The sequence below is a fragment of the Streptomyces sp. NPDC002935 genome, assembly GCF_040611295.1.
In the GTDB taxonomy this organism is placed as follows: Bacteria; Actinomycetota; Actinomycetes; order Streptomycetales; family Streptomycetaceae; genus Streptomyces.
Window position 1 is genome coordinate 1 of record NZ_JBEXNW010000048.1, and the last position, 22,707, is coordinate 22,707.

At 68.5% G+C, this 22,707-nt stretch carries 25 protein-coding genes and 5 pseudogenes; 11 read left to right on the forward strand and 19 right to left on the reverse strand.

Annotated elements, in window-relative coordinates:
* The 7 genes from ABZX90_RS39395 to ABZX90_RS39425 form a co-directional block, all read right to left on the reverse strand.
* Positions 1–121, reverse strand: a 121-nt coding sequence (locus tag ABZX90_RS39395; RefSeq protein ID WP_355213219.1) for a helix-turn-helix domain-containing protein, incomplete at its 3' end; no start/stop codon positions are given.
* Between the two features lie 190 nt (positions 122–311).
* Positions 312–467: a DUF6131 family protein gene (locus ABZX90_RS39400; protein ID WP_351130645.1), complete on the reverse strand. Its 156-nt coding sequence runs from the start codon at positions 465–467 to the stop codon at positions 312–314.
* A 23-nt stretch (positions 468–490) separates the two neighbouring features.
* Complete coding sequence (locus ABZX90_RS39405; protein ID WP_351130644.1) at positions 491–1,096, reverse strand: alkaline shock response membrane anchor protein AmaP; 606 nt, start codon at positions 1,094–1,096, stop codon at positions 491–493.
* A gap of 29 nt (positions 1,097–1,125) precedes the next feature.
* Positions 1,126–1,608: a DUF6286 domain-containing protein gene (locus tag ABZX90_RS39410; protein ID WP_351130643.1), complete on the reverse strand. Its 483-nt coding sequence runs from the start codon at positions 1,606–1,608 to the stop codon at positions 1,126–1,128.
* A gap of 277 nt (positions 1,609–1,885) precedes the next feature.
* On the reverse strand, positions 1,886–2,299 hold the full coding sequence (locus tag ABZX90_RS39415; protein WP_351130641.1) for an Asp23/Gls24 family envelope stress response protein: 414 nt from the start codon (positions 2,297–2,299) through the stop codon (positions 1,886–1,888).
* Complete coding sequence (locus ABZX90_RS39420; protein WP_351130639.1) at positions 2,296–2,463, reverse strand: hypothetical protein; 168 nt, start codon at positions 2,461–2,463, stop codon at positions 2,296–2,298. Before ABZX90_RS39420 ends, ABZX90_RS39415 begins: the two co-directional genes overlap by 4 nt.
* Before the next feature lie 85 nt (positions 2,464–2,548).
* Complete coding sequence (locus tag ABZX90_RS39425) at positions 2,549–3,034, reverse strand: Asp23/Gls24 family envelope stress response protein (RefSeq protein ID WP_355213221.1); 486 nt, start codon at positions 3,032–3,034, stop codon at positions 2,549–2,551.
* Positions 3,035–3,191: 157 nt separating this feature from the next.
* Between ABZX90_RS39425 and ABZX90_RS39430 the strand changes: the two genes are divergently transcribed.
* Genes ABZX90_RS39430 through ABZX90_RS39440 form a run of 3 tightly spaced genes read left to right on the forward strand, consistent with a single transcriptional unit; the run spans position 3,192 to position 4,800 of the window.
* Complete coding sequence (locus ABZX90_RS39430) at positions 3,192–3,767, forward strand: sigma-70 family RNA polymerase sigma factor (RefSeq protein ID WP_351130638.1); 576 nt, start codon at positions 3,192–3,194, stop codon at positions 3,765–3,767.
* Entirely contained in the window at positions 3,758–4,438 is a 681-nt protein-coding gene (locus tag ABZX90_RS39435; RefSeq protein WP_351130636.1) for a hypothetical protein, read from the forward strand. Before ABZX90_RS39430 ends, ABZX90_RS39435 begins: the two co-directional genes overlap by 10 nt.
* Positions 4,435–4,800 carry a hypothetical protein gene (locus tag ABZX90_RS39440; protein WP_351130634.1) on the forward strand — a complete coding sequence of 122 codons (366 nt, stop codon included), beginning with the start codon at positions 4,435–4,437 and terminating at the stop codon, positions 4,798–4,800. The genes ABZX90_RS39435 and ABZX90_RS39440 overlap by 4 nt, the downstream gene beginning before the upstream one ends.
* Positions 4,801–5,284: 484 nt before the next feature.
* Here ABZX90_RS39440 and ABZX90_RS39445 read toward each other — a convergent pair whose 3' ends face one another.
* The 4 genes from ABZX90_RS39445 to ABZX90_RS39460 form a co-directional block, all read right to left on the reverse strand.
* On the reverse strand, positions 5,285–5,539 hold the full coding sequence (locus tag ABZX90_RS39445; protein WP_351130632.1) for a DUF6479 family protein: 255 nt from the start codon (positions 5,537–5,539) through the stop codon (positions 5,285–5,287).
* Between the two features lie 580 nt (positions 5,540–6,119).
* Positions 6,120–7,076, reverse strand: a complete 957-nt coding sequence (locus ABZX90_RS39450; protein WP_355213169.1) for an SRPBCC family protein — start codon at positions 7,074–7,076, stop codon at positions 6,120–6,122.
* Positions 7,077–7,082: 6 nt separating this feature from the next.
* Entirely contained in the window at positions 7,083–7,886 is an 804-nt protein-coding gene (locus ABZX90_RS39455; protein ID WP_351130687.1) for a histone protein, read from the reverse strand.
* 334 nt (positions 7,887–8,220) lie between these two features.
* Entirely contained in the window at positions 8,221–8,487 is a 267-nt protein-coding gene (locus tag ABZX90_RS39460) for a hypothetical protein (RefSeq protein WP_351130629.1), read from the reverse strand.
* A gap of 766 nt (positions 8,488–9,253) precedes the next feature.
* Between ABZX90_RS39460 and ABZX90_RS39465 the strand changes: the two genes are divergently transcribed.
* Complete coding sequence (locus ABZX90_RS39465) at positions 9,254–10,660, forward strand: NF041680 family putative transposase (RefSeq protein WP_351130628.1); 1,407 nt, start codon at positions 9,254–9,256, stop codon at positions 10,658–10,660.
* A 7-nt stretch (positions 10,661–10,667) separates the two neighbouring features.
* On the opposite strand, the pseudogene ABZX90_RS39470 reads toward ABZX90_RS39465, so the two are convergent.
* Positions 10,668–10,987: pseudogene (locus ABZX90_RS39470) on the reverse strand (IS5/IS1182 family transposase); the annotation flags it as partial.
* Between the two features lie 140 nt (positions 10,988–11,127).
* Between ABZX90_RS39470 and ABZX90_RS39475 the strand changes: the two are divergent.
* Positions 11,128–11,643, forward strand: coding sequence for a hypothetical protein (locus ABZX90_RS39475; RefSeq protein ID WP_351130627.1), 516 nt, complete (start codon positions 11,128–11,130; stop codon positions 11,641–11,643).
* Positions 11,644–11,695: 52 nt separating this feature from the next.
* Here ABZX90_RS39475 and ABZX90_RS39480 read toward each other — a convergent pair.
* From ABZX90_RS39480 to ABZX90_RS39490, 3 genes and pseudogenes are all read right to left on the reverse strand, one after another.
* A pseudogene (locus ABZX90_RS39480) lies at positions 11,696–11,878 on the reverse strand (transposase domain-containing protein); the annotation flags it as partial.
* Positions 11,879–11,908: 30 nt separating this feature from the next.
* Positions 11,909–12,022, reverse strand: a pseudogene (locus tag ABZX90_RS39485) (sigma factor); the annotation flags it as partial.
* Positions 12,023–12,096: 74 nt separating this feature from the next.
* On the reverse strand, positions 12,097–12,744 hold the full coding sequence (locus ABZX90_RS39490; RefSeq protein ID WP_351130625.1) for a type III effector protein: 648 nt from the start codon (positions 12,742–12,744) through the stop codon (positions 12,097–12,099).
* 134 nt (positions 12,745–12,878) lie between these two features.
* Here ABZX90_RS39490 and ABZX90_RS39495 point away from each other — a divergent pair, with 134 nt between their 5' ends.
* Both ABZX90_RS39495 and ABZX90_RS39500 read left to right on the forward strand, forming a co-directional pair.
* Positions 12,879–13,310: an Hsp20/alpha crystallin family protein gene (locus ABZX90_RS39495; protein WP_351130624.1), complete on the forward strand. Its 432-nt coding sequence runs from the start codon at positions 12,879–12,881 to the stop codon at positions 13,308–13,310.
* A gap of 238 nt (positions 13,311–13,548) precedes the next feature.
* Positions 13,549–13,929 carry a DUF2267 domain-containing protein gene (locus ABZX90_RS39500; protein ID WP_355213173.1) on the forward strand — a complete coding sequence of 127 codons (381 nt, stop codon included), beginning with the start codon at positions 13,549–13,551 and terminating at the stop codon, positions 13,927–13,929.
* Between the two features lie 257 nt (positions 13,930–14,186).
* Here ABZX90_RS39500 and ABZX90_RS39505 read toward each other — a convergent pair whose 3' ends face one another.
* Positions 14,187–14,939, reverse strand: coding sequence for an SDR family oxidoreductase (locus tag ABZX90_RS39505; protein ID WP_351130686.1), 753 nt, complete (start codon positions 14,937–14,939; stop codon positions 14,187–14,189).
* A 150-nt stretch (positions 14,940–15,089) separates the two neighbouring features.
* Here ABZX90_RS39505 and ABZX90_RS39510 point away from each other — a divergent pair, with 150 nt between their 5' ends.
* Both ABZX90_RS39510 and ABZX90_RS39515 read left to right on the forward strand, forming a co-directional pair.
* Positions 15,090–15,680 (forward strand): TetR/AcrR family transcriptional regulator, encoded by a 591-nt coding sequence (locus tag ABZX90_RS39510; protein WP_351130620.1) that lies wholly within the window; start codon positions 15,090–15,092, stop codon positions 15,678–15,680.
* 214 nt (positions 15,681–15,894) lie between these two features.
* Positions 15,895–16,244 (forward strand): annotated as a pseudogene (locus tag ABZX90_RS39515) (PRC-barrel domain containing protein).
* Between the two features lie 103 nt (positions 16,245–16,347).
* Here the strand turns inward: ABZX90_RS39515 and ABZX90_RS39520 are convergent.
* Positions 16,348–16,686, reverse strand: a complete 339-nt coding sequence (locus ABZX90_RS39520; RefSeq protein WP_351130618.1) for a MerR family transcriptional regulator — start codon at positions 16,684–16,686, stop codon at positions 16,348–16,350.
* A gap of 886 nt (positions 16,687–17,572) precedes the next feature.
* Between ABZX90_RS39520 and ABZX90_RS39525 the strand changes: the two are divergent.
* Both ABZX90_RS39525 and ABZX90_RS39530 read left to right on the forward strand, forming a co-directional pair.
* Positions 17,573–17,954, forward strand: a pseudogene (locus ABZX90_RS39525) (ATP-binding protein).
* Between the two features lie 345 nt (positions 17,955–18,299).
* On the forward strand, positions 18,300–19,139 hold the full coding sequence (locus tag ABZX90_RS39530) for an RNA polymerase sigma factor SigF (protein ID WP_351130616.1): 840 nt from the start codon (positions 18,300–18,302) through the stop codon (positions 19,137–19,139).
* Between the two features lie 669 nt (positions 19,140–19,808).
* On the opposite strand, the gene ABZX90_RS39535 is transcribed toward ABZX90_RS39530, so the two are convergent.
* Both ABZX90_RS39535 and ABZX90_RS39540 read right to left on the reverse strand, forming a co-directional pair.
* A complete protein-coding gene (locus tag ABZX90_RS39535) occupies positions 19,809–20,669 on the reverse strand; it encodes a SigB/SigF/SigG family RNA polymerase sigma factor (protein ID WP_351130615.1) in 861 nt (286 codons plus the stop codon).
* A 399-nt stretch (positions 20,670–21,068) separates the two neighbouring features.
* On the reverse strand, positions 21,069–21,629 hold the full coding sequence (locus ABZX90_RS39540) for a hemerythrin domain-containing protein (protein ID WP_351130614.1): 561 nt from the start codon (positions 21,627–21,629) through the stop codon (positions 21,069–21,071).
* Positions 21,630–22,707: the final 1,078 nt, after the last annotated feature.

The following is a 22,707-nucleotide window of genomic DNA, read 5'->3' on the forward strand; positions in this document are numbered from 1 at the left end:
TGACGAACCCCAGCCCCGCCGCCCGGGCCTCCTCGCGGACGCGCAACGCATCGTTGAAGACGACCCGCGCACACCCGAACGCCCGCGCCAACGCCGTGCGCTGACCGGCACTCGGGTACACGCGGAAGCCACAACCACCGGTGCCTGATCCGGACCAGGCAGCTCTCCCGCCTCACCGAACTGCGCGTCTTCTGGTGTATGGGCGTCTGGCCAGCTCCGCAGAGTTCGCGTTCGGGCAGCCGTGACGTGGCAGGTGTCCGGGCCACTGTCAGTGGCTGTGGGGGCGGCGGCGTTCCACCGTGCGGGATTGGTCACCAGTAGTGCCGTCTTCCGGCGACGGTGTGTCCCATTGCGCCGAGGGCCCACAGGATGGCTCCGACGGCCACGAGGACGATCCCGATGGTCCACAGGATGGATATTCCGGCGACGAAGCCGATGACGAGCAGAATGATGCCTAGGATGATCACGATTTCTCCCGTGGGGAGCAGTGCTACTGCGCGCGGTGTGGTTTGTGGCGAGTGACCTGCAGGCGGGCCTCGGTGGGCATGGGATGGGAGCCGGTGGATCGGCTAGCGGCGCGGAGCGGGCCTGCGCAGAGGGCATCGAGGGCGGCGCCGGGGGCCTCCCGCTGCATGAGAGTGAGTTGGACGTGGGTGAGAGGGTGGGCCGGCCGGCCAGTGATGTGTACGGCTGCTTGATCGATCCCCGGCAGGGCACCGACTTCGGCGGCGATCGCGTCACTGAGTGCGCGGTCGCGCAGTTCCACGCCTTCCTGCGGGGGTGTGCCGCCGACCGGCAGTGCTCCGGGGCGGTGTCCCCGTAGTTGTGCGATCAGCCACCAGAGGGCGAGCAGGGCGACAAGGGTGAGGGTGGCGATGACCGCGGGCCACCACCAGCCCTGACTGCTCCAGCGGGTTCGATCGGCGGAGGCGAGCAGGATGTCGTCCGGGGTGGTCAGGGGCCAGCCAGCGGGCGGGACCAGATCGTGTCGCCGGTAGACGTCGAGCCCGGCGAAGAGGATCAGCAGACCGCCGCCGAGCAGCAGCAGTCCGGCGAGGGCCAGCAGACTGCGGTTGAGTGCAGGGCGCGGTGTCATGGTGCGGGCTCCGGGGCTGGGATATTCGGTCAGTTGGTGCGTTGCCGTACGTGTACGACGATGCGGGGAGGGCGGGCGAGGGCCAGCCGGTTGCGCTCCTCATCGAGGGCGGCGGTGAGGTCGTTCTTCACCTGTCGGGGGTCGCGGAAGCGGACGTCGGCGCGGGCTTGGACGCGGTGGCGGCGTACCCGGACGCGAGCCGCGCTGACTCCCGGGACCCGCATGGCGGCATCGCGCAAGAGGTCGGCGGCACCGTCTCGGTCCAGGAAGGCCCGCAGCCCGACCGCTGGGGAGCGCAGGGGCAGCCAGTGCCGTAGGCCGGGGGTGAGGGCCAGGGCAATCAGCCACAGGCCGGCAGCGGCGGCTGCGGCGGCTCCGGTAAGCATCCACGCGTCGTCCACGGGGCGGGTGGCCAGTTCGTCGGCCAGGTGGCGCCGCCAGGCTGCCGCAGGGCGTCCCGCCCGTACGGCGACGACGTCGAACAGCGCCGCGCCCGCCGCTGCGAGAACCACCGAGGCGACCAGCGCGGCCGGAACGCGGCGCGCGGACCACGGGCGGTGCGTGCGGTGTTCTCGGTGGCGCGCGCCGGCCGTCAGGTTCGGTGGGGGGCCGTCGTGTTCGGGAGAATCGGGCCCTGTCGGACCCCTCGGTTCTTCGGGCTCTTTCGTCAGGGGGACCGTGGCGCGGGGCGCGTTTGGCGCGGGGCCGTGGGCGGGAGGGTCCGGGCGGGGTGTCATTCCGGTCCTCCTTGCTGTCGGCGTGTCCGGCGGCCCGGACCGCGTGGGCGGCTCATCGGACTCGTCCCTGGTTCGATCCGGCGGCTGTCACCAGTCGCCGGACGGTGAGGGTGATCTCTCCCACCTCGAAGCCGGTGAGCTGGGCCACCTGCTCGGCGACGTCGTGCCGTATCCGCTCGCAGGCGTCAGGGATGTCGGTGGGATAGGGCAGGTCCATGGTCAGGTGCAGGCGCACCGATCCGGTACGGGTGGCCGCGGAGGCGTTGGGCGCCGCCGGTCCGCTGCGGTCCGGCGGTATGGCTGCGCGCCGGGACTGGGCCGTGCGTGCGGCCTGGGCGGCGATACGGGCGATCACCCTGTCCGGGATGACGGTGGCGCCCCGCTGGGCCGGAGGGGGGAGGCCGACGGCCCGCGCCGGTGGGCCGGGCCCTTCGCCAAGGGGCGGGGATCCGGACTGGGGCTTCATCGCTGCCTCCGCGTACGGAGGTCGAGGTCGCCCTGGAGGGCGAGGCCCGCGATCAGGCCCGCCGTGCCCAGGACGAGAACCAGCAGGAATGCCCAGAAGCCGCCGAAGTAGCCGGCGAAGCCCAGGGCCATGCCGGCCGTGAGGCCGGTCGTCGCAGCATTCATCATTCGCTCACCCGTCTCGCGAACGTCGCCGTCCGCGCGCTTGCCCGCTCATACGCAGAGGCACGGCGGCGGTCGCGGTGGTGTGTCACTTCACGCGGCCCTCGTCCGGCTCGGCCTCCTCCTCGTCGGGGAGGTGGACGTCGTCGACGGCGATGTTCACCTCGACGACCTCCAGGCCTGTCATCCGCTCCACGGCGCTGATGACGTTGGAGCGCACGTCACTGGCCACGTCGACGATGGAGGTGCCGTACTCGACGACGACGTCCAGGTCCACGGCGGCCTGGCGCTCGCCGACCTCGACCTTCACGCCTCGCGTGACGCCTCCGCCTCCGCCTGTGCCGGGGACGCGCTCGCGCACGGCGCCGAAGGCGCGGGCCATGCCCCCGCCGAGGTTGTGGATGCCTGGTACCTCGCGGGCAGCCATGCCCGCGATCTTGGCCACCACGCCGTCCGCGATAGTGGTCTTCCCTCGCGTCTCGGCCGGAGCTCCGGCTCCGGTACGGCCCTTCAGCGCTCCCAGGCCTGTGTCGGGTCGGCTGCCCCCGCCGACGCTGGTGATGTTGTCCGTCATGGCGGTCGCCTCGATCGGTCGGTGGGACACCTGCGTGGTGCCCGTCGAAAGGTTGGACACACGGGGCGAATCGTTTCTCATGCGCTCAATTTGTGACATGCGTCACATGTCAGCACTTGGGGTACCCACTCGTTCCGAGCACCTGCGTGGGAGCGTCATGATCGAACACACTGCTTTCCCACGGCCGGGATGCGACCTGCCGGACGGACTGCTGGCCGTGCGGGCGGCAGAGGGAGACGAGGACTCATTCGCCGTCCTGGTCCAGCGGCACAGCCGGTCCCTCCTGGCCCTGGCCCGTTGCATGCTCGGCAACCAGCAGGACGCCGAAGAGGCCGTTCAGGACGCCTTCGTCAGCGCCTGGCGGCGGCTGCCGGAATACCGCCACAGTGCGGAGTTCCGTACTTGGATGTACCGCATCACCGTCAACCGCTGCCTGACCATGCGCCGGCGCAGGACGCCGCCCCTACCCTTGGACACCATCGCCGAACCCGCGACGGGCGACGCGTACAGCCAGCCCGCCCGGACCGCAGAGCAGGACGCGGCCGCCGCCGCCCTGTCCCGCGCGCTCGCCGAGCTGGACGCCGGACAGCGAATCTGCTGGATCCTGAGGGAACTCCACGGCCTGCCCTACAAGGAGATCGCCCAGGTGACGCGGACCAGTGAGCAGACGGTGCGCGGGAGACTGTTCAGAGCACGCCGATCCCTGCAGGAGGCGATGGGGCCATGGCGCTAGACGACCCGCACGCCCGGCCCTGCAAACCTCCCGAAGCCGACGGGCCACGCACCGGCCCAACCGCCGACGCGCCCCCGTTCACAGGCGATGAGGCACTGCCCTGCGGCCGACTGCTCAGCCGGGTCTGGGAACAGACGCAGGACGCGGCGCCACCCGCGGACCCGCACACCCTCTCCTGTCCGCACTGCCGCGAGGCCGTCGAGGGACTCGCCACCGTGAACGCGGCCACCCGGGCGCTACGCGCCGATGACCCGCCCGGCCTGCACGCACTCGCCGACCGCGTCATGAACGCCGTCAGGGCAGAGGTCCGGCTCGGGCGACTGCTGCCCCTGGCCGACCCGGACCGGGAACTGCGGATCGCCGAGAGCGCCGCGGCAAAGATCCTGCGGCAGGCCGCGGACACGGTCCCCGGCGCCAGGGCCGCAACCTGTCGGCTCGCACCCGCGGGCGAGGGCACCGGAGTGCGGGTGACCATGACCCTGACCACCACCCTCGACCGGCCGCTGCCCGACCGGGTCCAACAGGTACGCAGAGCGGTCCTCCACTCGGCCGCACAGGACCTGGGGCTCGCCGTGACAGCCGTCGACATCACCGTGATCGACATCCTCGCGCCGTGGCCGCCCCTGAACTCCGCGGACCCCAGCCACCCGACAGCCGGTGACGCGCGATGACCGCCACCGGCACGATCACGCTCCCCGGCATCGCGGCCGAGGCAGCCCTCGCGGTACCCGGCGTGGCCGGCCTGCAACCCCGCCTCGCCCACCGCCTCGCGGCAGCCGCCGCGCCCACCCGGGCCGGCCCTACCCCTCACCGCACGTCGCCCGAGGCAGGCATCCGCGCCGACCGGGCGCCGGACGGTTCTCGATGGCACATCGAGGTACGGTGCGTCCTCGCCGAGGGCCACCGAGCGCTGGACACCGCCAGGAACGTCCACGACAGAGTGCGGGCCGCCGTCATCTCCCACCTCGCCGCCCACGGCGTCGCGGAGCCGGTCACCGTCGCGGTCACGGTGACCCATGTCGCCATCCGATAGCGGCAGATCATGCTGCCCTCGGTGCCGTCGAGGGCGAAGTAATGCAGGGCGGTGAACTGGGCCTCAATGCAGTTCAGCCAACGGAGTTGGGCGAGGGAGGGGCCACCCGCCTCCTTGGCAGCCAGTCGTTTGAGTTGTCTGAATTCCGGTGGCCTTTGGGCTGGTCAGCGGCCGACGACGGCGTCCCCGCGGAACGCCCCGGCCACCACGGGGACCAACTGCCGCTCGATCTGCTCGGCGGACAGGGCGGCGAGCTCGGTGCCGATGGGTGCCAGCGCGAGCCAGCTCAGCAGGCCGGCCGCGCATCGCGTACGGAATTACCGTCTTCGTAGCCCCGCAACGGGACGACCGGGCAAGCACCGCGCCCAGGCCTCCCCCGACGCAGAGCGGACTTGCTCTTTGCGATGCTCCGCGACGGCATTTCCACCCACCCACCACCGCCGATCACCCCTTGCTCAAAGCCATTGCCGCAGAAAAGGAGCGGTCAGCGGTGGGGGTGACCCTGCTCGGGGTCGTCGTCAGGAGTACTCCATCCCGCACCGCGCCGTGCAGGGTCAGCCAAGTCCCGGCGTGCCTGTGCGGCCCCAGGCGCGGAGGTGGATATCTTGCGCCGGGCGGCGCGCCTGCTGCCGACGACGAATGCCGCCACCAGGATGGCGACTACAGCGACGCCCGCCACTGCCAGCCACAGGGCGCCGGCCGAGGAAACGGCCAATATCGTGTGCGCTTCGTCAATCATGGGGGCCGTGTACCCCAAATCAACACAAACTTACCGACTGCCACCCGGCAGCCTGATCAACGTCGTAGCCGAGCAGGGTGCCTGACGCCTGACCAGGCATGGAGTGTCCTGGAGGCGATGCGCCAGCGGGCATCGCCGGGGGCCTGGCATCGCAAACTGAGCCCTACACCCAGCCGCACGACACCCGGGAATGGGACGAGGACCAACGCCGCCTGGACGAGCAATGACCAGCGCAGGGCGCTTCGTGCGTGTGGGACGGTCGCCTGCGGACACCCGCAGTTCATGAGACTGGTGACGGGGCGCGTGAAGCAGACCGGCGCCTGACACAGAGGCAGCCAACCGCATTCCGCCCGGCATCGGCCGGGTGCTGTCGGCGGTGGAGGAGGCAGCGGAGGGCACCAAGCTGTGGTGCGCCACGGCGGCAGTGATGGCCGACCCCTCGCGGATCACTCCCAAGAACGCGCGTCAGCTGTCCCCGGCGATCACGATTACTCTGCCGAGAGGGCGTTCGAGAGTATCGGCGAGGTTGGTGGTTTGAGTGCCGGAGGCGGGATAGGGACCTGCCGGAAGTCGACGTCAGTCACGGCGTCGCCTCTGTCCTCTCCTCGTCCTCCGCTCCTTCCTCGTCCTCATCCTCGTATGCGGACTCGGCGCCTTCCTCCGCATCGCCTTCGGCCTCGGGCTCTTCGCCCTCGGATTTCCCCTGCTCAGCCTCTTCCTCTTCTACGGCGTCCTCGTGGGATACGACGACTTCCCCGTCACGGATTTCGCCGCGCCACCCCTCGGGTTCTTCATTGGTGAGGGTGACGTATCGCTGGAAGTTCTTGAAGTCCAGTCGCATACGGCGCCCTTGCGCCCGCCAGAGGTTGCCCGTCTTCTCGAAGAAGCCGGACGGGTAGTACTCCACCACGAGGACGATCCGCGTCAGGGTGGGCGCCAGCTCATGGAAGCTGACCGCGCCGCGGGTGGTGCCCTTGGCTCCTTCGGAGGTCCACACGAGGCGGTCGTCAGGAATCTGCTCCTGCACAGTCGCCTTGAAGCTGCGTGACGAAGGGCCGACTTTGACCTTCCAGTCGCTCCCGGCCTCATCGCCCTTCGAAACGTCGCGAACACCCTTGGCAAAGCTGCTGAACTTGTCGTACTGCGTCCAGTAGTCATACGCATCCCGCAAAGGCACTCCAACATCGAGAACCTCGATGATGTTCATGACCTTGCCGCCACTGGCCTTCCGTTTCCCCTTCCCCCCGCCGAAGGTGCTCTTGGCCTTCTCCACGACGTTGTCTTTGACGCCCTTGGCCTTCTCCGAAACGAATGCCTTCAGCGGTGAGTCGCCCTGGAGGATGCGGGAGCCGATCGCGGGAAGCGAGCCACCGTTCTGGGCCGCATCAGTGAGTTGCCCTGTGACGTCCGTCAGTTTGTCGCCGGCTTTCTCGGCAAGATTCTCCACCTGCGCGGACAAGAACTTGGTCGCTTCTTCGCGGAGCCGGTCCATACCCGACGGCTGCTCCGCTGGTTGGTTTTGTTCCGTCTTGGTCATGGCGGCCTACCCGCGACGATCGGCGCGCTTGGATGCTGCCCGCTTCGATGACGTCGTCTTCCGGGCCGCGGACTTCTTGGCCGGAGCGGTCTTCTTCGCAGCCGTCTTCTTCGCAGCCGTCTTCTTCGCGGCGGTCTTCTTCGCGGCGGTCTTCTTCGCAGCGGTCTTCTTCGCAGCCGTCTTGCTGGGCGCGGTCTTCTTCGCTGGCGCAGTCTTCTTGGCCGCCCGAGGCTTCTCTCCGCCGGCGGGAGCAGCCCGGCGCCTCCGCGGCTTGGCTTCCGGCTCTTCTTCCGGTTCCTCTTCTTCTTCCTCGTCTTCCTCTTCCTCGTATTCGCCTTCCGGCTCTTCCTCCTCCTCGGCCTGGTCGACTTCGTACTCCGCCTCAGGCTCTTCTTCTTCCGGCTCTTCCTCTTCCTCCTCCTCGTACTCCGCGTCCTCGTCTTCCGGCGCGTACTCCTCCTCGTCCTCGTCCTCGTCCTCCTCCCCCTCATCCGCCTTCTCGAGGAGTCGGGACGTACGGTCGCTGAGGGTGTCGGCAAGCGTGCTCATGCCCCGGTCGGCGGCGGCGGTCATGGCCTTGCGGCCCGCCTCCAGGACTTCCCCACGCAACTGCTCCTGCAATTCGGCGACCTGTGGAATCTCCCCCAACCTGCGCATTCCTTCGGCGGCGAGCTGGCGAGGTTCGAGACCGAATCGTCGGCCGGCCAGATAGGTCGCAATGGACAGGGCCAACCGGCCCTTCTTGGTGCGGCCCAGCACATAGCCGCCCACTACAGCAGCGGCGAGGGCTACCTTTTCCTTGTCATCCATGACTGCGTCACCTTCGATCGATCGGGGCGCGGAACAGGCCCGAGCGACATGCAGCCGATCGAGCAGCCGTTCCTCTTCTCGTTCGAACTCCTCCAAGCTGATGTCTCCGTCTTTCGAGTTCCCGGTTCAGCAGAGCCAGAAGGGCCTACAGCACTCCTGGGTCGTGCAGCTGCGTCCCGCGTTCGGCATACATCGCCGCACGGGACGGGCTCCGTTCGAGACGGACTCGACTCCGATCAGCACCCAACGTGGTGCGTTCGCAGGCAACGCGCATGCCGCATTCCTGCGTGTGTGCTCTGGCGGAACGCCGTTTGCCCAGGGCGTGACAGGCCCCTCAGCTGGCGCTCTGATGCGCCAGCAGCTCGCTGGCGATGGCGTCCTCTTGCTGCTCGTACTGGGAGAGTGCCAGGCCAAGGCCAAAGAAGGTGGGGGCCCATTCGCCGATGTAGATTCCCCAGCGGTCGGCCCGGGCGATGTCGACGCCGGGCTCTATCTTCAAGGAGCCTGCCCAGGCGACGACGGTGAGGCCTATGGATGCCATGGCGGCCAGGTATGCATGTTCGCTGCGGATACCCATGTCATGCATCTTCTTGATGATCACGATGTGCTCCGTTCACTAGTCCTTTGACGGACTACCCGGACCACCTCGCCCTATTCACGCCATTAGTCATAAATGTTCACTTGTGCGTAGCTCATAGGCTGGCACGCTGCAAGCTCGTCGCGACGCTCTCATGCCCCGCCCTCTCAGGTCCGGAGCCATCTCATTTCGCCTGGTCATCGAGCTCTTGCGCGTGGCGAGAGCGCAGGAGACCACTCAGCCGGCAGAGGCCCCTCAGAGCATGGCCCGGATATGGGTGCGGAAGGTCTACAGATCTGAGCCAGGAGGTGGCCCAGTCTGAGATCAGCTGGGCTCTCAGCACTCGCGCTCGTTTTGCGCGGGATGGTTGACGCATCGAGGACGCGACAGTGCAGTCTGGGGGCACTGTCACCAGGCCTTGGCAAGCAGCGAGACTGCGATCGTCAATGCGCGTGGTCCGGCATGAGTGTTGAGGCCTGCCGGGAGTACGGGCCAAGGCCGTTCTGCACCCCTTCCGTTGGCCCCGTGCGCCTTGCCCCGCGCTCGCAGCAGGCGACGCCGTGGGCCGGTGCCCGGGACGCGGAGTGACGTCGCGGCGGGTGGTGGGCTCGCCGCAGTCGTGGTGGAAGACGGCCGCTGTGGTGGCCGAGGGCTTGGGGGATGTGGCGGCCGCTCGGCGTTCGGATCCGGGCCTCATGGCCACTGCGGCGGATGCGACGGCTGCCTTGCCAAGCAGGAGCGGGCGGTGTCGAGATCGCGGGACTCTCCAGGTAGGTGAAGACCAGGGGCGATGGCCGTCGCTGTCAGTGTGCTCGGTGCGGGGGCGGGCCGCCAGAGCGGGACCAACTTGGCACGGTTCCGCAGGGGTTGGTACGACTGCCTGGCCCGGCGGGGAGATGCGCTGTTCGAGCTGACTGACGCCCTGCTGGCAGCCGGCCCGGTCATCTCGCTGCGCTACCTGTCACTCGATGGACTGCACCGCCGCGGCCACGGGAGTACCTATGCGGCCCTGGCTGAAGGCCATGTGGATGCCGAAACGGTGCGTGAGCTGCTCGCTGCCTCGCTGCCCGGCGCTTCGTGCCCTGTGTTCGCGGTGAACGTGAGCGTGTGGGTCCGCAGCGATGCCGAGTGCTCGCCTGACCGCGGCTACTACTACCACCCCTCCAAGCACTCGGCGGGACAGCCAATCGTTGCCGGCTGGGCCTACTCCTGGCTCGCCGGCCTGGAGCTGACGACGAACTCGTGGACCGCGCCAGTTGATGCCCAGCGGCTGCTACCGGGGCAGAATCCCGGCACGGTCGCCGCCCTCCAGATCCACGGCCTGCTGCGACGGAGCCCCGAACTTGGCCTCAGGACCCCGCTGTTCGTATTCGACGGCGGCTACGATTCCGTCCGCCTGGCTCTCGAACTCGCCGGAACTGCGGCCCAGATCGTCGTCCGGGTCCGCTCCGACCGGTCGTTCTACGCCGACCCGCCACCCATCAGGGCGACAGGCTCGGGGCGGCCGCGCCGCCACGGCGCGAAGTTCACTTGTCCCGACCCCACCACATGGCCGGTCCCGGATGCCGTCCACACCTGCGCGGACGAGCAATACGGCGCGGTGAGTGTGCAGATGTGGCACCGCCTGCACGCCAAAACCCAGCAGCACGACGGACACGGCAGCCGAGGCCCTCGCCCCATCGTCCCCGGCACCCTGGTCCGGCTCACCGTCGACCGGCTGCCCGGCCGGAGCCGGGCCCCGAACACTCTGTGGCTGTGGTGGACAGGACCCTCCAGCCAGACCCCCAATCCAGACCTGCTCTGGCGGGCCTACACCCGCCGGTTCGACATCGAGCACACCTTCCGATTCGCCCGTCAGACCCTGAACTGGACTCTGCCCCGGCCCCGCACTCCGGAGCAGGCCGACCGATGGACCTGGCTGGTCATCGCCGCCTACACCCAACTCCGCCTTGCCCGCCCCCTGGTGGCCGACCATCGGCTGCCCTGGGAACAGCCTTTGCCGCAGACCCAGCTCACACCCGGCCGCGTCCGCCGACGATTTCGTCACGTTCAGGCAGCAGTGGGAACACCGGCCAAGCCGCCGCAACCCTGCGGACGCTCCGCAGGTCGTCCACAAGGCACCCGACGAGGCCCAGCAACCCGCCATCCCGCAGTCAAAACAGCCACAAGACCTGCCATCCGACACTCGCAGGGATAAAAGCGAAGATCATCGGCTTCAAGCCTTGGCTGTGGTGGACGTTCGGCGCGGAGACGGCGACGACCAGGGCAGTCCGTTCGCGTCCGACAGAATGTGCATCTTGAAACCCGGCTTGCCTCGGTCCACGGGGCTCGGGCCCGCAAGTTCGCCCCCTTTTAGCTCGCAATGAGCAGAGTCGAGAACTGTGCGGGACAGGTCGACCAGGTCCCGTTCGTCCAGGAGCTGGAGAACCTTCTGGTGCAGCCGACCCCAGACTCCCGCACGGGACCAGATGACAAACCGGCGATGCACGGTCGACTTGGACGCCCCGAAGCACGGCGGCAACGCCAAGCACGCGCTCGTGGTTGCCGGTGTCTTGGCACGGCCCGATGCATGCTGGTGGCCGTGGTACCGCACACCGCGCGTGCCGCGACGGCCGAGCAGGGACGCGTGACCTGCGTCCCGTGACAGGTGAGGGGCATCGGGTGGTGGACGACCAGCGAGCGGATCTGCCGCCTGGCACGGAGGCCGGCGCCCTGGCGGACCGTCTGAAAGAGCGCATCTATGCGACCATCACGATGATTGCCGTGGTCGTCGGTCTGTCCGCCGGTGATGTGGGTTCCCTCGGCGCTGTCGCTACGGTCCTCACGACCGCTCTGGGGCTGTGGCTCGCGGCGGTCGTCGCCGACCAGCAGGCGCACCGCACAGTGCACGGCCACCTCGCCACCGGCCACGAGCTGCGCCGCATGCTGTACGTCAGCAGCCCACTTCTGTCGTGCGCCGTGGGTCCGGCCGTGCTGATCGCTCTGGCCGCGCTGGAGGTCTTTTCCGTGCACACCGCATTGCTGGTGGCGGCGTGGGTGGGCGTCGTCTCCCTCTTCCTGTGGGGCTGCCTGGGCGGGCTGCGCATGGGAGGCGGCGCCCTGGCGGCGGTGGTGGCAGGCATCCTGGACGCGGTGATCGGTGTGGCGGTGGCCCTGGTGAAGGCCTCTGCCGGGCACTGACACGGCGGGGGCGCCGCCAGTGTCAGCGCCCGGCCGCTCCTCGGCCCATGCGGATCGCGAGCACGAAATAGACCACCACCCGCGCCGGCAACAACCGCGACCGCTGTTCCACACGCCCGCACTCAACGACCACCTCATCCACCAACTCGGGCGGAAACACCCGCGTCAGCACACCCAGAGCGATCCGATCCGATAACCGCTCACCCGACGACTTCACCTGTCCAGGCCTTGGCACATCACACCCAACCACCCACGTTTCACCTCAGTGACGTTTCACCTCGCCGGTGATGGTCGGTACCGCGTAGTTCTCGAAGGCCCCCTGGCTGGGGTCGAACCGGTCGATGGCCTTGACCAGCCCGAGGGCCGCCACCTGGCGCAGATAAGGGCAGCTGGGCTGATCCTCAGCCGGCCGGGAACGGATCCTTTCGCGCGCCTCCATGGATCGCGAGGCCGTCACTGCCCACTGGAGGAGCGCTGACGCTGCTCGCTCTTGCGTCTCTCGTGGGTGTGGCGGTCGATGTCGGTGACGCGCTCTGCGAGGTCGGGATGAGCAGGCCGCAGGTGGGGGCCTGTATCGGAGAGAGGGCCCAGGAGTTGAGCCGGGTCACTGTCACCGAGTGCGGTGTGGAGGGACCTGATCGCGTCCGTTGCGGTGGCCGGAAGATCCGGCAGAGCAGTGATGGCCCCGGCGAGCTGGCGCAGCGCGGCGGCATGGTCCTGAGCCCAGGCTGTTACGGAGCGGTCCGCGGCGCGCTGATCGCGGGTGGCCTGCACACGCTGTTCCTTGGTGGCGCCGGCTTCTCCGGGACGCACGCGCAGGTAGCGCCGCTCGGCGGCCTGCCGGCTGGAGACGCCGAGGGGGTGGGCCAGGTCGGCCCAGCTGGCACCGGCTTCCCGGGCTGTCTCGATCAGCCCGGGTTCCCAGCCGGCCAGTTGTTCACGTACCTCGCGCAGGAGCAGCAGGGCCGCCATGGCCTGCTCAGGATCGTCGGTGGAGGCGTTCTCTGGGGTTCGCGCAGTCCGCATGGCCTGGGCGATGGCCTGGAGCGCGGTGGCCGTTGCCGCGAAGGAAGCCGGCGCAGGGATGGGGTCGTCACTCATCGTCTCTCCTTCGCCCACCATCCGATGCGTCGTCGTTCGGATGACCCATGATTTGTCGTCGTTCGGATGACATGCTACAACGGTAGTCAGGTGAAGCGCACAGCAACTGCTGAACTCATCTGGAGGTGTATCCCGTGTTGATGCGCACCGACCCGTTCCGTGAACTCGACCGGCTGGCCCAGCACCTGATGGGGCCGGGAACATGGTCCCGCCCCTCCGCGATGCCGATGGACGCCTACCGAGACGGCGACCAGTACGTCATCGCCTTCGACCTGCCGGGCATCGACCCCGACGCCCTCGACATCGACGTCGAGCGGAACATGCTCACCGTGAGGGCGGAGCGCCGCCCCCTCCCGCGGTCCGAGAGCACCCAGACGGAACTGTCCGAACGGCCTCTGGGCGTCTTCTCCCGCCAGCTCGTCCTGGCCGACACCCTCGACACCGAACGGATCTCCGCGGATTACGAGGCCGGCGTCCTGACGCTCCGCATCCCGATCGCGGAGCGGGCCAAGCCCCGCAAGATCAGCGTCAACAGCACCGGCGACCGCAAGGAACTCGACAGCTGATCCGGTGAACGTGCCCCATCGGCCGGGGCCCCGGGCGGTTTGCCTGCAATCCCGTCTGGGCCCCGGCGGCACTGACTCCCCACTCCGCGCCGGACAACCGGCCCCGCGAAGAACACGATTCAAGCGAAACGGCCGGTCTACCGCAGGAAGACGGTCACGCAAGGAAAGTCGACGCGCCTCATGACTCTTCTCTCTCCCCGCGCCCCCTGCCCCGACGGCAACCGTCACCTTCGAGCAGATGCTGGAGAAGGTGCGCTACGAAGGCGCCTACCCCACCCGCCGTCACGCAGAAGGCGTCGTAAGCCGCGTACTCGAAGGCCTCGGCCGCCAGCTGGCGGGCAACGAGCGGGTGGAACTCGCCGCCCGTCTCCCCCAGGAGGCAGCCACCATCCTTGCCTCACAGACCCCCACCAAAAGGCCTCTGACGGGCTGGGGCTTCGTGAAGGACCTCGCTGAGCGAACCGGCGGCAGTCTGGCGACGACCCGCTGGGACGCCGGGTCGGTCCTCGGCGTCGTCGCACACCTCGCCGGAGACAACCTGACCGCCCGGATCATCGGACAGCTCCCCGACGGCTATGCCCTGCTGTTCGGACGGGCCCAGCTCGCCCGGGCCGCCTGACCACCCGGTCCGGCACCATCACCCAAAACGCGTCGCACCTGCCTGCGGTGCGCGGTGCGGTGGCCACAGCTCCCGCCGTTCGGCCGCGGCGAGGGGTGCGACAACGCCAGCCATGCGCCCTCTTGGTCTCATTGCCGTCGCGGGCTGACGACGTAGCCCAAGCCTGAGCCTGGGAAAGGCGCACTGTTGCCTTTCGAAGTTTCGCGGCGCGGTCCGGCCCACCACGGGCGGGGCGGGTGGCAGCTCGTCACGGTTGGTCAGACCTGGACCTGTCCGCCGTCGACGAAGTGCTCGGCGCCGGTGATGAAGGAGCTTTCGGGTCCGGCGAGGAAGGCGGCGAGCGCGGCGACCTCCTCGGGGCGGCCCATGCGCCGCAGCGGGATGTTCGCGGCCAGCGCGCCGTGGAAGTCCTGCGTGCTCTGGCCGAGCCGGCCGGCTATGCGGTCGATGGCGGGGGTGGCGATGGGGCCGGGCGTGATGACGTTGACGCGGATGCCGCGCGGGGCCAGTTCCGCGGCCCAGGTCCGGCCCAGGCTGCGTACGGCGGCCTTGGAGGCGGCGTATACGCCCATCCGGTCGGCGCCCTGGTGGATGGTGGAGGACGCCAGCAGGATCACCGAGGCGGGCTCGGCGAGGAGGGGCAGCGACTTCTGCACGGTCAGCAGACTGCCTTTGGTGTTGACGCCGAAGACGAAGTCGAACTGCTCCTCTGTGACGTCCTGGAGGCGGGAGCCGTCGCCCAGGCCGGCGTTGGCCACGACGGCGTCGAGCCGGTGTCCGTCGGCGCGGATGACGTCCATGACGCGGTCGAGGTCGGCGGCGCGGGAGACATCGGCGGGCACAGCTACCGCATCGGGACCGATGGCCTCCGCTGCGGCTTCGAGCTCGTCCTTGCGGCGGCCGGTCAGGTAGACGCGGGCGCCGTCGTCGGCGAAGCGCTGGGCGATGGCCCGGCCGATTCCGCTGGAGGCTCCGGTGACGAGGGCGGTCTTTCCATTCATGCCATTCATGGGGGGCATGACACTTGATCCTTTCGAGAGGGCAACGGCGTTTGCGCTGCTCGTAGCCATTGCCGGGACAGTCGATCGGTTTTCTTGACTACCTCGTCCAGAACGTACTCGGTTCTGGACGAGGTAGTCAAGAATTGCTATCGTTCGACCATGGCACGACCCCGAAACTTCGATGAGGCCGAGGTCCTGCGCGCCGCCAGGGACCAGTTCTGGTCGACTGGATACGCGGCGGCGCGGGTGGACGACATCGCCGCCGCCACCGGCCTGGGCAAGGGCAGCCTCTACGGCGCTTTCGGCGACAAGCACCAGCTGTTCCTGCGCACCTACGACGACCACTGCGCTGGCCTGGTCGAGGCCGTGCGCCGGGCGCTCGACGGTCCGGACGCCGACGCGTACGAACGGCTGCGCGCCCATGTGATGAAGGTGGCCGAGGCCACCGCCTCGGACGTCTGCCTGCGGGGCTGCCTGCTCGCCAAGGGCGCCGCCGAACTGTCGGAGCAGGACCCGGCCGTCGCGGCGACGGCCCGCCGGACGTTCACTGCCATCCAGGAACTGATCACCACCTGCGTCGCGGGAGCGCAACGCGCGGGTGCTATCGCGCCGGACGCGGACCCCGCCCGGCTCGCCGGGCTCCTGCTGGCCGTGCTGCGCGGCATCGAAGCGCTGGGCAAAGGCGGCGGTAACCCCGACTCACTTCGCGCGATCGCCGAAACGGCCCTGGCGGTCCTGCCACGGCCGTAGAACGACCGGGACCCGACAGGAGGGTGCAGGGCGGCCTTGGCCCCACCCCACAGGGTCGAGCTGGACAGATCGATCCCAGATGGGTAGCCAGGCACATGAAGCTCCGGGCGGACAGGTTGGTCTTGTCGACACCCCATCTACCAGGAGCTTCACCCCCTCCCGCACTCAACTCACCGGCAACTCAGCCCGCCCTCGGTCAGGTTGAAAACACCTCATTGACAACATCTGGGGCTACCAGCCGACCACCGGCTACACCGCGGGCACCGACCTGACCGGATACAAGGTCGAGGCCACCGACGGCGGTATCGGGAAGGTCGACAAGCACTCGGACGACGTCGACTCCTCCTACCTCGTCGTCGACACCGGCGTATGGATCTTCGGCAGGCATGTTCTCCCCCGGCCGGCACCGTGCAGTCGGTCGACCAGGACGAGCGGAAGATCTACGTCGCGCTCACCAAGGACGAGATCAAGGACTCGCCCGAGTTCGACAAGGACAAGCACACCGGTGATGCCTGCTATCACGAGCAGGTCGGCAGCTACTACCAGAACCAGCGCAGCATCTGACATCAGCGCCCCGGCGCAAGCCAAGGGGGGCCGGCCGGAGTGTCTCCGGCCGGCCCCCCTTCGCGTACGCGCGGGAGCTGGGAAGTCCAAGGTGCCAGTCCGCTCAGGCCGGGGCCGCTGGATCCGCAGGCTGGGAAGCACGGCGGTGTTCGCCGTTGATGCGCTGGGCCTCTTCGAGCTGGTCCTCGAGGATGACGATGCGGCAGGCGGCCTCGATCGGCATGCCCTGGTCGACGAGCTCCCGGGCGCGGGCGGCGATGCGCAGCTGGTAGCGGGAGTAGCGGCGGTGGCCGCCCGCGGAGCGCAGCGGGGTGATCAGGCGGGCTTCGCCGATCGCGCGGAGGAAGCCCTGGGTGGTGCCGAGGAGTTCGGCGGCCCGGCCCATTGTGTAAGCGGGGTAGTCGTCATCGTCGAGCCGGCGGAACGAGCCGTCTGCTGTCATTGCACCTCTCTGCGGAACGCGTGGAGGGGCCTTGGTGCCGTACGGCACCAAGGCCCCGAAGGAACTGCTACACCATCTACCGGCCCTGATACTGCGCCGGCCCTCTGTTTCCGCGGGCCCGATCGGACTGCTGTCGGGTGCGCGGGGATCGCGGTTGCTTGACCGGAGACCACCTCACTATCGATGTCCTGCGGTACCCGGGCTCAGCAATACGCCCGGGCGATCCTGATGGCGCTTTGGCCCCTCCGTTCTTTCCCTCGTGACCAACACTTACCAAAGGGGGGACTGCGTACTTCTGGCACTGCTCTACTGCGTGTTTCGTTGCGACCTGAGGAAGCGTCACTCTTCGGCAGCCAGCCCCGTCGCCCGTCCTGCGACCACTGCTCTGGCTTAGAACCCCACTGCCGAACTTCCCGGTGCGCGCCCGCAGCCGACGCCTTCACCGAAGTACCACGCACTGACTTCACTGCTGAGTACTGCGAACTGCACTAACGGGTAATGCACTTGCCTCAACTGCGGTCCTGCTCGCGGCGGCCCCTGATCACTGCGGGCCACCCGGTCCGGTCGTCAGCCCCGTCGCCGTCCTGCCACAAGCCTGGCTTCGTGACTCCACCACCGCACCGTCCTGCCAACTGCAACTACCTGTACCGCTGCCCGGCAGTTCGTGTCTGTCGGGCCCTGCTGATCTCGGCTACGAGAGAAACCATAACTACGCGATCTTCCAATGTCTACTCTAGCCAGCATAGATTTTCGCGTGTTCAAAAGGGAGCAAGTCGGCCTCGAACAGCGACGGCGGCAAGGCCCGGCCTGAGTAGCGGGCTGCGGGCCAGGGCATAAGCGCGGCGCCCACACCGGGCATTGAACTGCGCAGGCTTGGGGGACCTTGATGGACACGACGAGCGTCGACGCCGCACCGGACCGGTCCGCGGCATCCATCGCCGGCGCACGCGAGAGCGTCCGGGCCCTCCTCGAGGGGCTCGGTCCGATCGCAGACGATGCCGCCGACGCCGTGGTCCTAGTCGTCTCCGAACTCGTTACCAACGCCCTGCGCCACAGCGGCGGCACCTACCCTCGACCTGGTCGCGCACCCGTACAGCATCGAGGTGGCCGTGCACGACCACAGCTCCCAGGCGCCCCGCATGCACACCCCCGACCTGGACGGCACCGAAGGCTTCGGCTGACCCATGGTCAACCACCTCAGCCGCGCCGCCACGGTCACCCGCCATCCGTCCGGGGGCAAGACAGTGCGCGCCCTCCTTGACCGGTAGGGCCAGGGCGTCGGCGTCGGGTGGCACTCCTTGCCCTTGCTGGGGAAGACGACCGCACAGGCACAGTCCTGACGTCGCGTGGTGCACTGCTCGGCGTGCCGGCTGAAGAGATCGTCCACCAGGGGATTCGCCCGCACGGTATCCGGGGAGCCAGCAAGGCCCACGTCAGACCTCGCAGGCGCAATGGGTTAACCTCCGTTCCGCTTTCACTCCTGAGACCGGATGACAGGGTGGCGGATCTACCGTCAAATCGTCTGGCATGCATGCCTCAAGCGGGGGTACGCCGTCTCTGCCCGCTCAGGAGCAGGCGGCATCTGAGGCTGGATCACGTAGGAGGCGACGAGCATGACAGTGACCGAGACGACCGGGGCGCAGACCGTCCTGCTGCCGGAGATCAGTGACCCGTCGCAGGTCACTCCGAAGGACGCCCGCGAGCTGTCCAGGCTGTTCTTCGACCAACTCGCCGTCCTGGAAGAGGGCACGCCCGAGTACCAGTACGCACGCAACACCCTCATCGAAATGAACATCACCCTCGTCCAGTTCGCGGCCTCGCGTTTCCGCAGCCGCGGCCACGACGAGATGGAGGACATCGTCCAGGTCGGCACGATCGGCCTCATCAAGGCCATCGACCGCTTCGAACTCACCCGCGAAGTCGAGTTCACCTCCTTCGCCGTTCCCTACATCGTCGGCGAGATCAAGCGCTTCTTCCGCGACACCACGTGGGCCGTCCACGTCCCGCGCCGTCTGCAGGAAGCACGCGTGGCGCTCGCCAAGGCCACCGAGGAACTCCGCAGCCGACTCGGCCGCACCCCCACCACGCGGGAACTGTCCGAACTGATGTCTCTGTCCGAGGAAGAGGTCATCGAGGCCCGCAAGGCCTCCAACGGCTACACCTCCTCCTCCCTCGACGCCGCCATCAACTCCAGCGAAGACGGTGAGGCTGCGCTCGCCGACTTCATCGGCACCGACGACCAGGCCCTCGAACTCATCGAGGACTTCAACGCCCTCGCCCCCCTGATCGCCGAACTCGACGACCGCGAACGACGCATCATCCACATGCGCTTCGTCGACGAACTCACCCAGGCCCAGATCGGCGAACACCTCGGCCTCTCCCAGATGCACGTCTCCCGCCTCCTCAACCGCACCCTCACCAAACTCCGGACAGGCATGCTCACCACCAACTGAACACACCCGCATCACCCCGGAACTCATGACGGCCGACACCCCTGCAGGCGTGCGGCTGCCGTGAGCGGCTGGATCTGTTCGCTTCAGATCACTGGACCGCGCGTTCTACCCATTTCTTGCACAAGGGAGTTGGGACCAACCTCCGTGTCCGCGCCGACGCTCGGTATACCTCGCCCGCACCGGCCGGGCACCGCCGAGGCGGGCTGGAACCGGACCACCGACTGCCCGGTTCCACCCTCCGGCCGTCCTCACCAGCCGGTTGGAGCCCGGGACGACTCTCCCGCGCGCCCCCGGGAAGGCCGGTGAGGACGGCCGGAGGGAGAACGGCGCGTGGAGGGGGGAGCCACGCCGTTCTCACGCGGCCGCCGCGCGCGCCATCCCTGCGGCGGCCGCCTCACCGACGAACTGATCTCCCTGTTCTCCACGCTGCTTGGATGACCGGGCTCAGGCATCCGCGACTCCCAATCTGCTCCGCCTTCGCCCTCCCGCGAGCCCCACGGCAATGATTGGTACAAAACAGCTCTCACCCTCACGCGACCCAAAGCAGGGCGGCACTGGCAGACGGTTCGCCGGCGTCGCACTGGAAACTGGCCGCACTGGCCGTTCCGATGGCTGCGGGCTTGGGAAGTGCAGCGGCCGGTCGGCGTTCGAGTCCGGCTGGGCCGTCCGTCACGCCGCGGAGGCGCTGCTGGAGCGGGTGGGGCACTCGCACTCCCCCAGCACCTCACTGCGTACATAGGCGCAGCTGCGGGTGATGAGCCGGGATATGTGCATCTGGGAGTACCCGAGCTGGTCGGCTATGCGGCTTTGTGTCATGTCCTGGAAGAAGCGCATGTAGAGGACGGTCCGCTCCCGCTCCGGGAGCCGACGCAACGCCTTCCTGGCCGCCTCGCGGTCGACAATGACGTCGTAGGAAGGGTCGGTGACGCCCAGGATGTCGGCGAGGCTGTATGCGTCGTCGTAGGTGGCCAGTGCGGCGTCCAGTGAGACGGTGCTGTAGCTCTCCAGCGCTTCCAGGCCCGTGGCGACCTCGTCCTCGGTGAGTCCGGTGTGGGCGGCGATGTCGGCGGGGGTGGGTTGGGGGCTGCCGGGGCGTTGGGTGAGCTCGCGGCGTGCCAGACGGACCTGGTTGCGCAGCTCCTGCACCCGGCGGGGCACCCGCAGGGCCCACGTCCGGTCCCGGAAGTGCCGTTTCACCTCGCCGGTGATGGTCGGCACGGCGTAACTCTCGAAGGCCCCCCGGCTGGGCTCGAAGCGGTCGACGGCCTTGACCAGCCCGAGTGCTGCTACCTGGCGCAGGTCTTCCATGGCTTCGCCGCGATCACGGAAACGGCCGGCGATGCGGTGTGCCATGGGCAGCCAGGCCTTTACCAGCTCGCCGCGCACGGCATCCCGTTCCGGCCCCTCGCCCAGTTCCACCAGTCGCTCGAAGAGCGTGGTGGTCTGGGGGGAATCGTCATGGATGCGGCGTGCGGCCCCGGCGGAAAGGGAGACGGAGGTGCCGTCGACCTGCGAAGGGTCTGGGGTCATATCAGTGAGCATGGGCAATCGCTCCTGAACGCCTGGTTCAGGACGGGGCCCGGAGCCAGATACCGAGCGCGGCCTGAACCGTGTCTGTCAGGGGTTCGCCGCGCGGAAGATCTGCCCGGCCCGCCGAAGGAAACCGCAGCAGGCAGGGAGAACAGGATCCCCGCAGGGCGTGCGCCTTCGGTCCGAAGCACGAATTCCCGTGTGCCCCTCAGCCATGACCGCAAACACCGCCTCCCCGACTGCGCGCCACATCCTCCATCCACCCCACCCGGCCCGGGAAAACCCGTGCCAATGCATTCCTCGGGGCGGGCCAAAGGCCGACCTGCCCCGAGGAATGCCGGGCGGGTCGAGAAATCTTCGGAGCGCTGAGACCGTCGCCCGTCAGCTGACGGCACCCCGTCAGCTCTTGCCGCGCCCGGTGAGTGCGTCCCGGAGACGATCGACCATGCCTGCGCCGGGAGCCAGCAGTTTGTTGGCCAGCGGGGTGTCCGGAGCGGACGGATGCGGCCGGGTCGGGGCGGTCTTCTTGGCCCGACGGACCTTGTCGCCCAGCTTCATCAGCGCATCCTCAGATGCCGTCTGCCGCAGCCTGGGGAACAGGTTGTCCTCCTCGTCGCGGATGTGCGAGCGGATCCCGGTCATCAGCTCGCCGATCAGGCGGTCGAACCCCGGTTCATCCGCGTCGAGGCTCTCGAGCTCCTTCATCGTCCGCTCGGCCTCGGCATGGTCCTCGAGCTCCTTGTCGGCGACCTTGTCGCCGTCCGGCAAAAACTCCCTCACGGCCGGATACAGATAGGCCTCCTCCGCAACCGAATGCCGCACCAGCTCGATCACGGCCTGCTCCGCGTACACCTTGCGCTGCTTGTCCCCCGGCGCCAACCCCTCGATCTGCCCGAAGAGTTCCTCGACCTCCCGGTGATCCGTGGCCAGCTCCGCAATGACATCTCCACCGTGTCCCATGACCTGTCCTCCTCCGGTTCGGCCCCCGATGTTTCCCACGCATATCCCGCTCAGGCCACGACAAACCGGGGCACCTGACTCAGCCCTCCCCGACAGCCAGTCCAGCGAGTGCGCACTGACACCCGGCCGCTCAGAGCCGTCTCCGGCCAAGGAACGGATCCCGCAGGCTGCCGCGCAAGCGGGATAGTCGCCCCAGCGGGTCTCACCGAGCATGCCGCCGACAACGCCCTCCTTGCCGGTGCGCGCGGACCGCAGGTACGGACCATCGCCCTGGCCGTACTGCTTCTCATCCAGCGGGGGAGCCGCTTGTCCGCGCCGCCCACAGTCACAGGCTGGTGATCACGCTCGATCGTCACGCCGATGCCCTCGGCATGCATCGGGCCCAAAGCCGCGTCGGCAAGGGTGCAAGAGATCTTCCAGCGGCTAAGGCGCCACTCCAGTACGCGTGGCCTCAACACCAGCGCATCGCCTGCGCAGCTCGGTCTGCCTCACCCTACTCACAGGGCTCCGGCGCAGAGTCTGCCGAGGTTCGGACGTCGACAGCCCATTCGCTTCCACCTTTCTCCCTGCAGCGGGTCAGGCACCGGCGGACCGAGCGCCGCAGTTGGACGGTTTCCCCAGCACAAGTGGCCGAACCAGGGAAACCTAAGCCGAGCCAGTCCCTAACAGGGAAGGCCACCTGGCCGACCTGGCCCCTGAGTACCCCGCTTTCACTACAACCAACAACAGTCCTGCCAGGAACCGGTGCACCGCCAGCAGCCAGCAGCCAGTCGAGCCTCGTTGCGTTGCAGGAAGTCCGGGGACTCGGGCGCCGTCCTCGCAACGGCTGGCACAGCCACGGGACGACCACCTGGACAGCGGGCCGGGCTGGTTGCGGCACGGGCCTCGACCGAAGAGGGCCGGGTACCTCTGGCGCAGGTCGTTGCCGCAGGTGGGGCAGTTGCCAACCGTCCTCGGGCCGGGTGAACTCACAGTCGTAGCCGGGCTGGCCGGTGATCGGCATTCCGCACCGTTGGCAGGGCAGACCTCGGGTTGTGCTGGAACGCGTCACCGAACTGCTGGCCCGCCACCGCGCCTG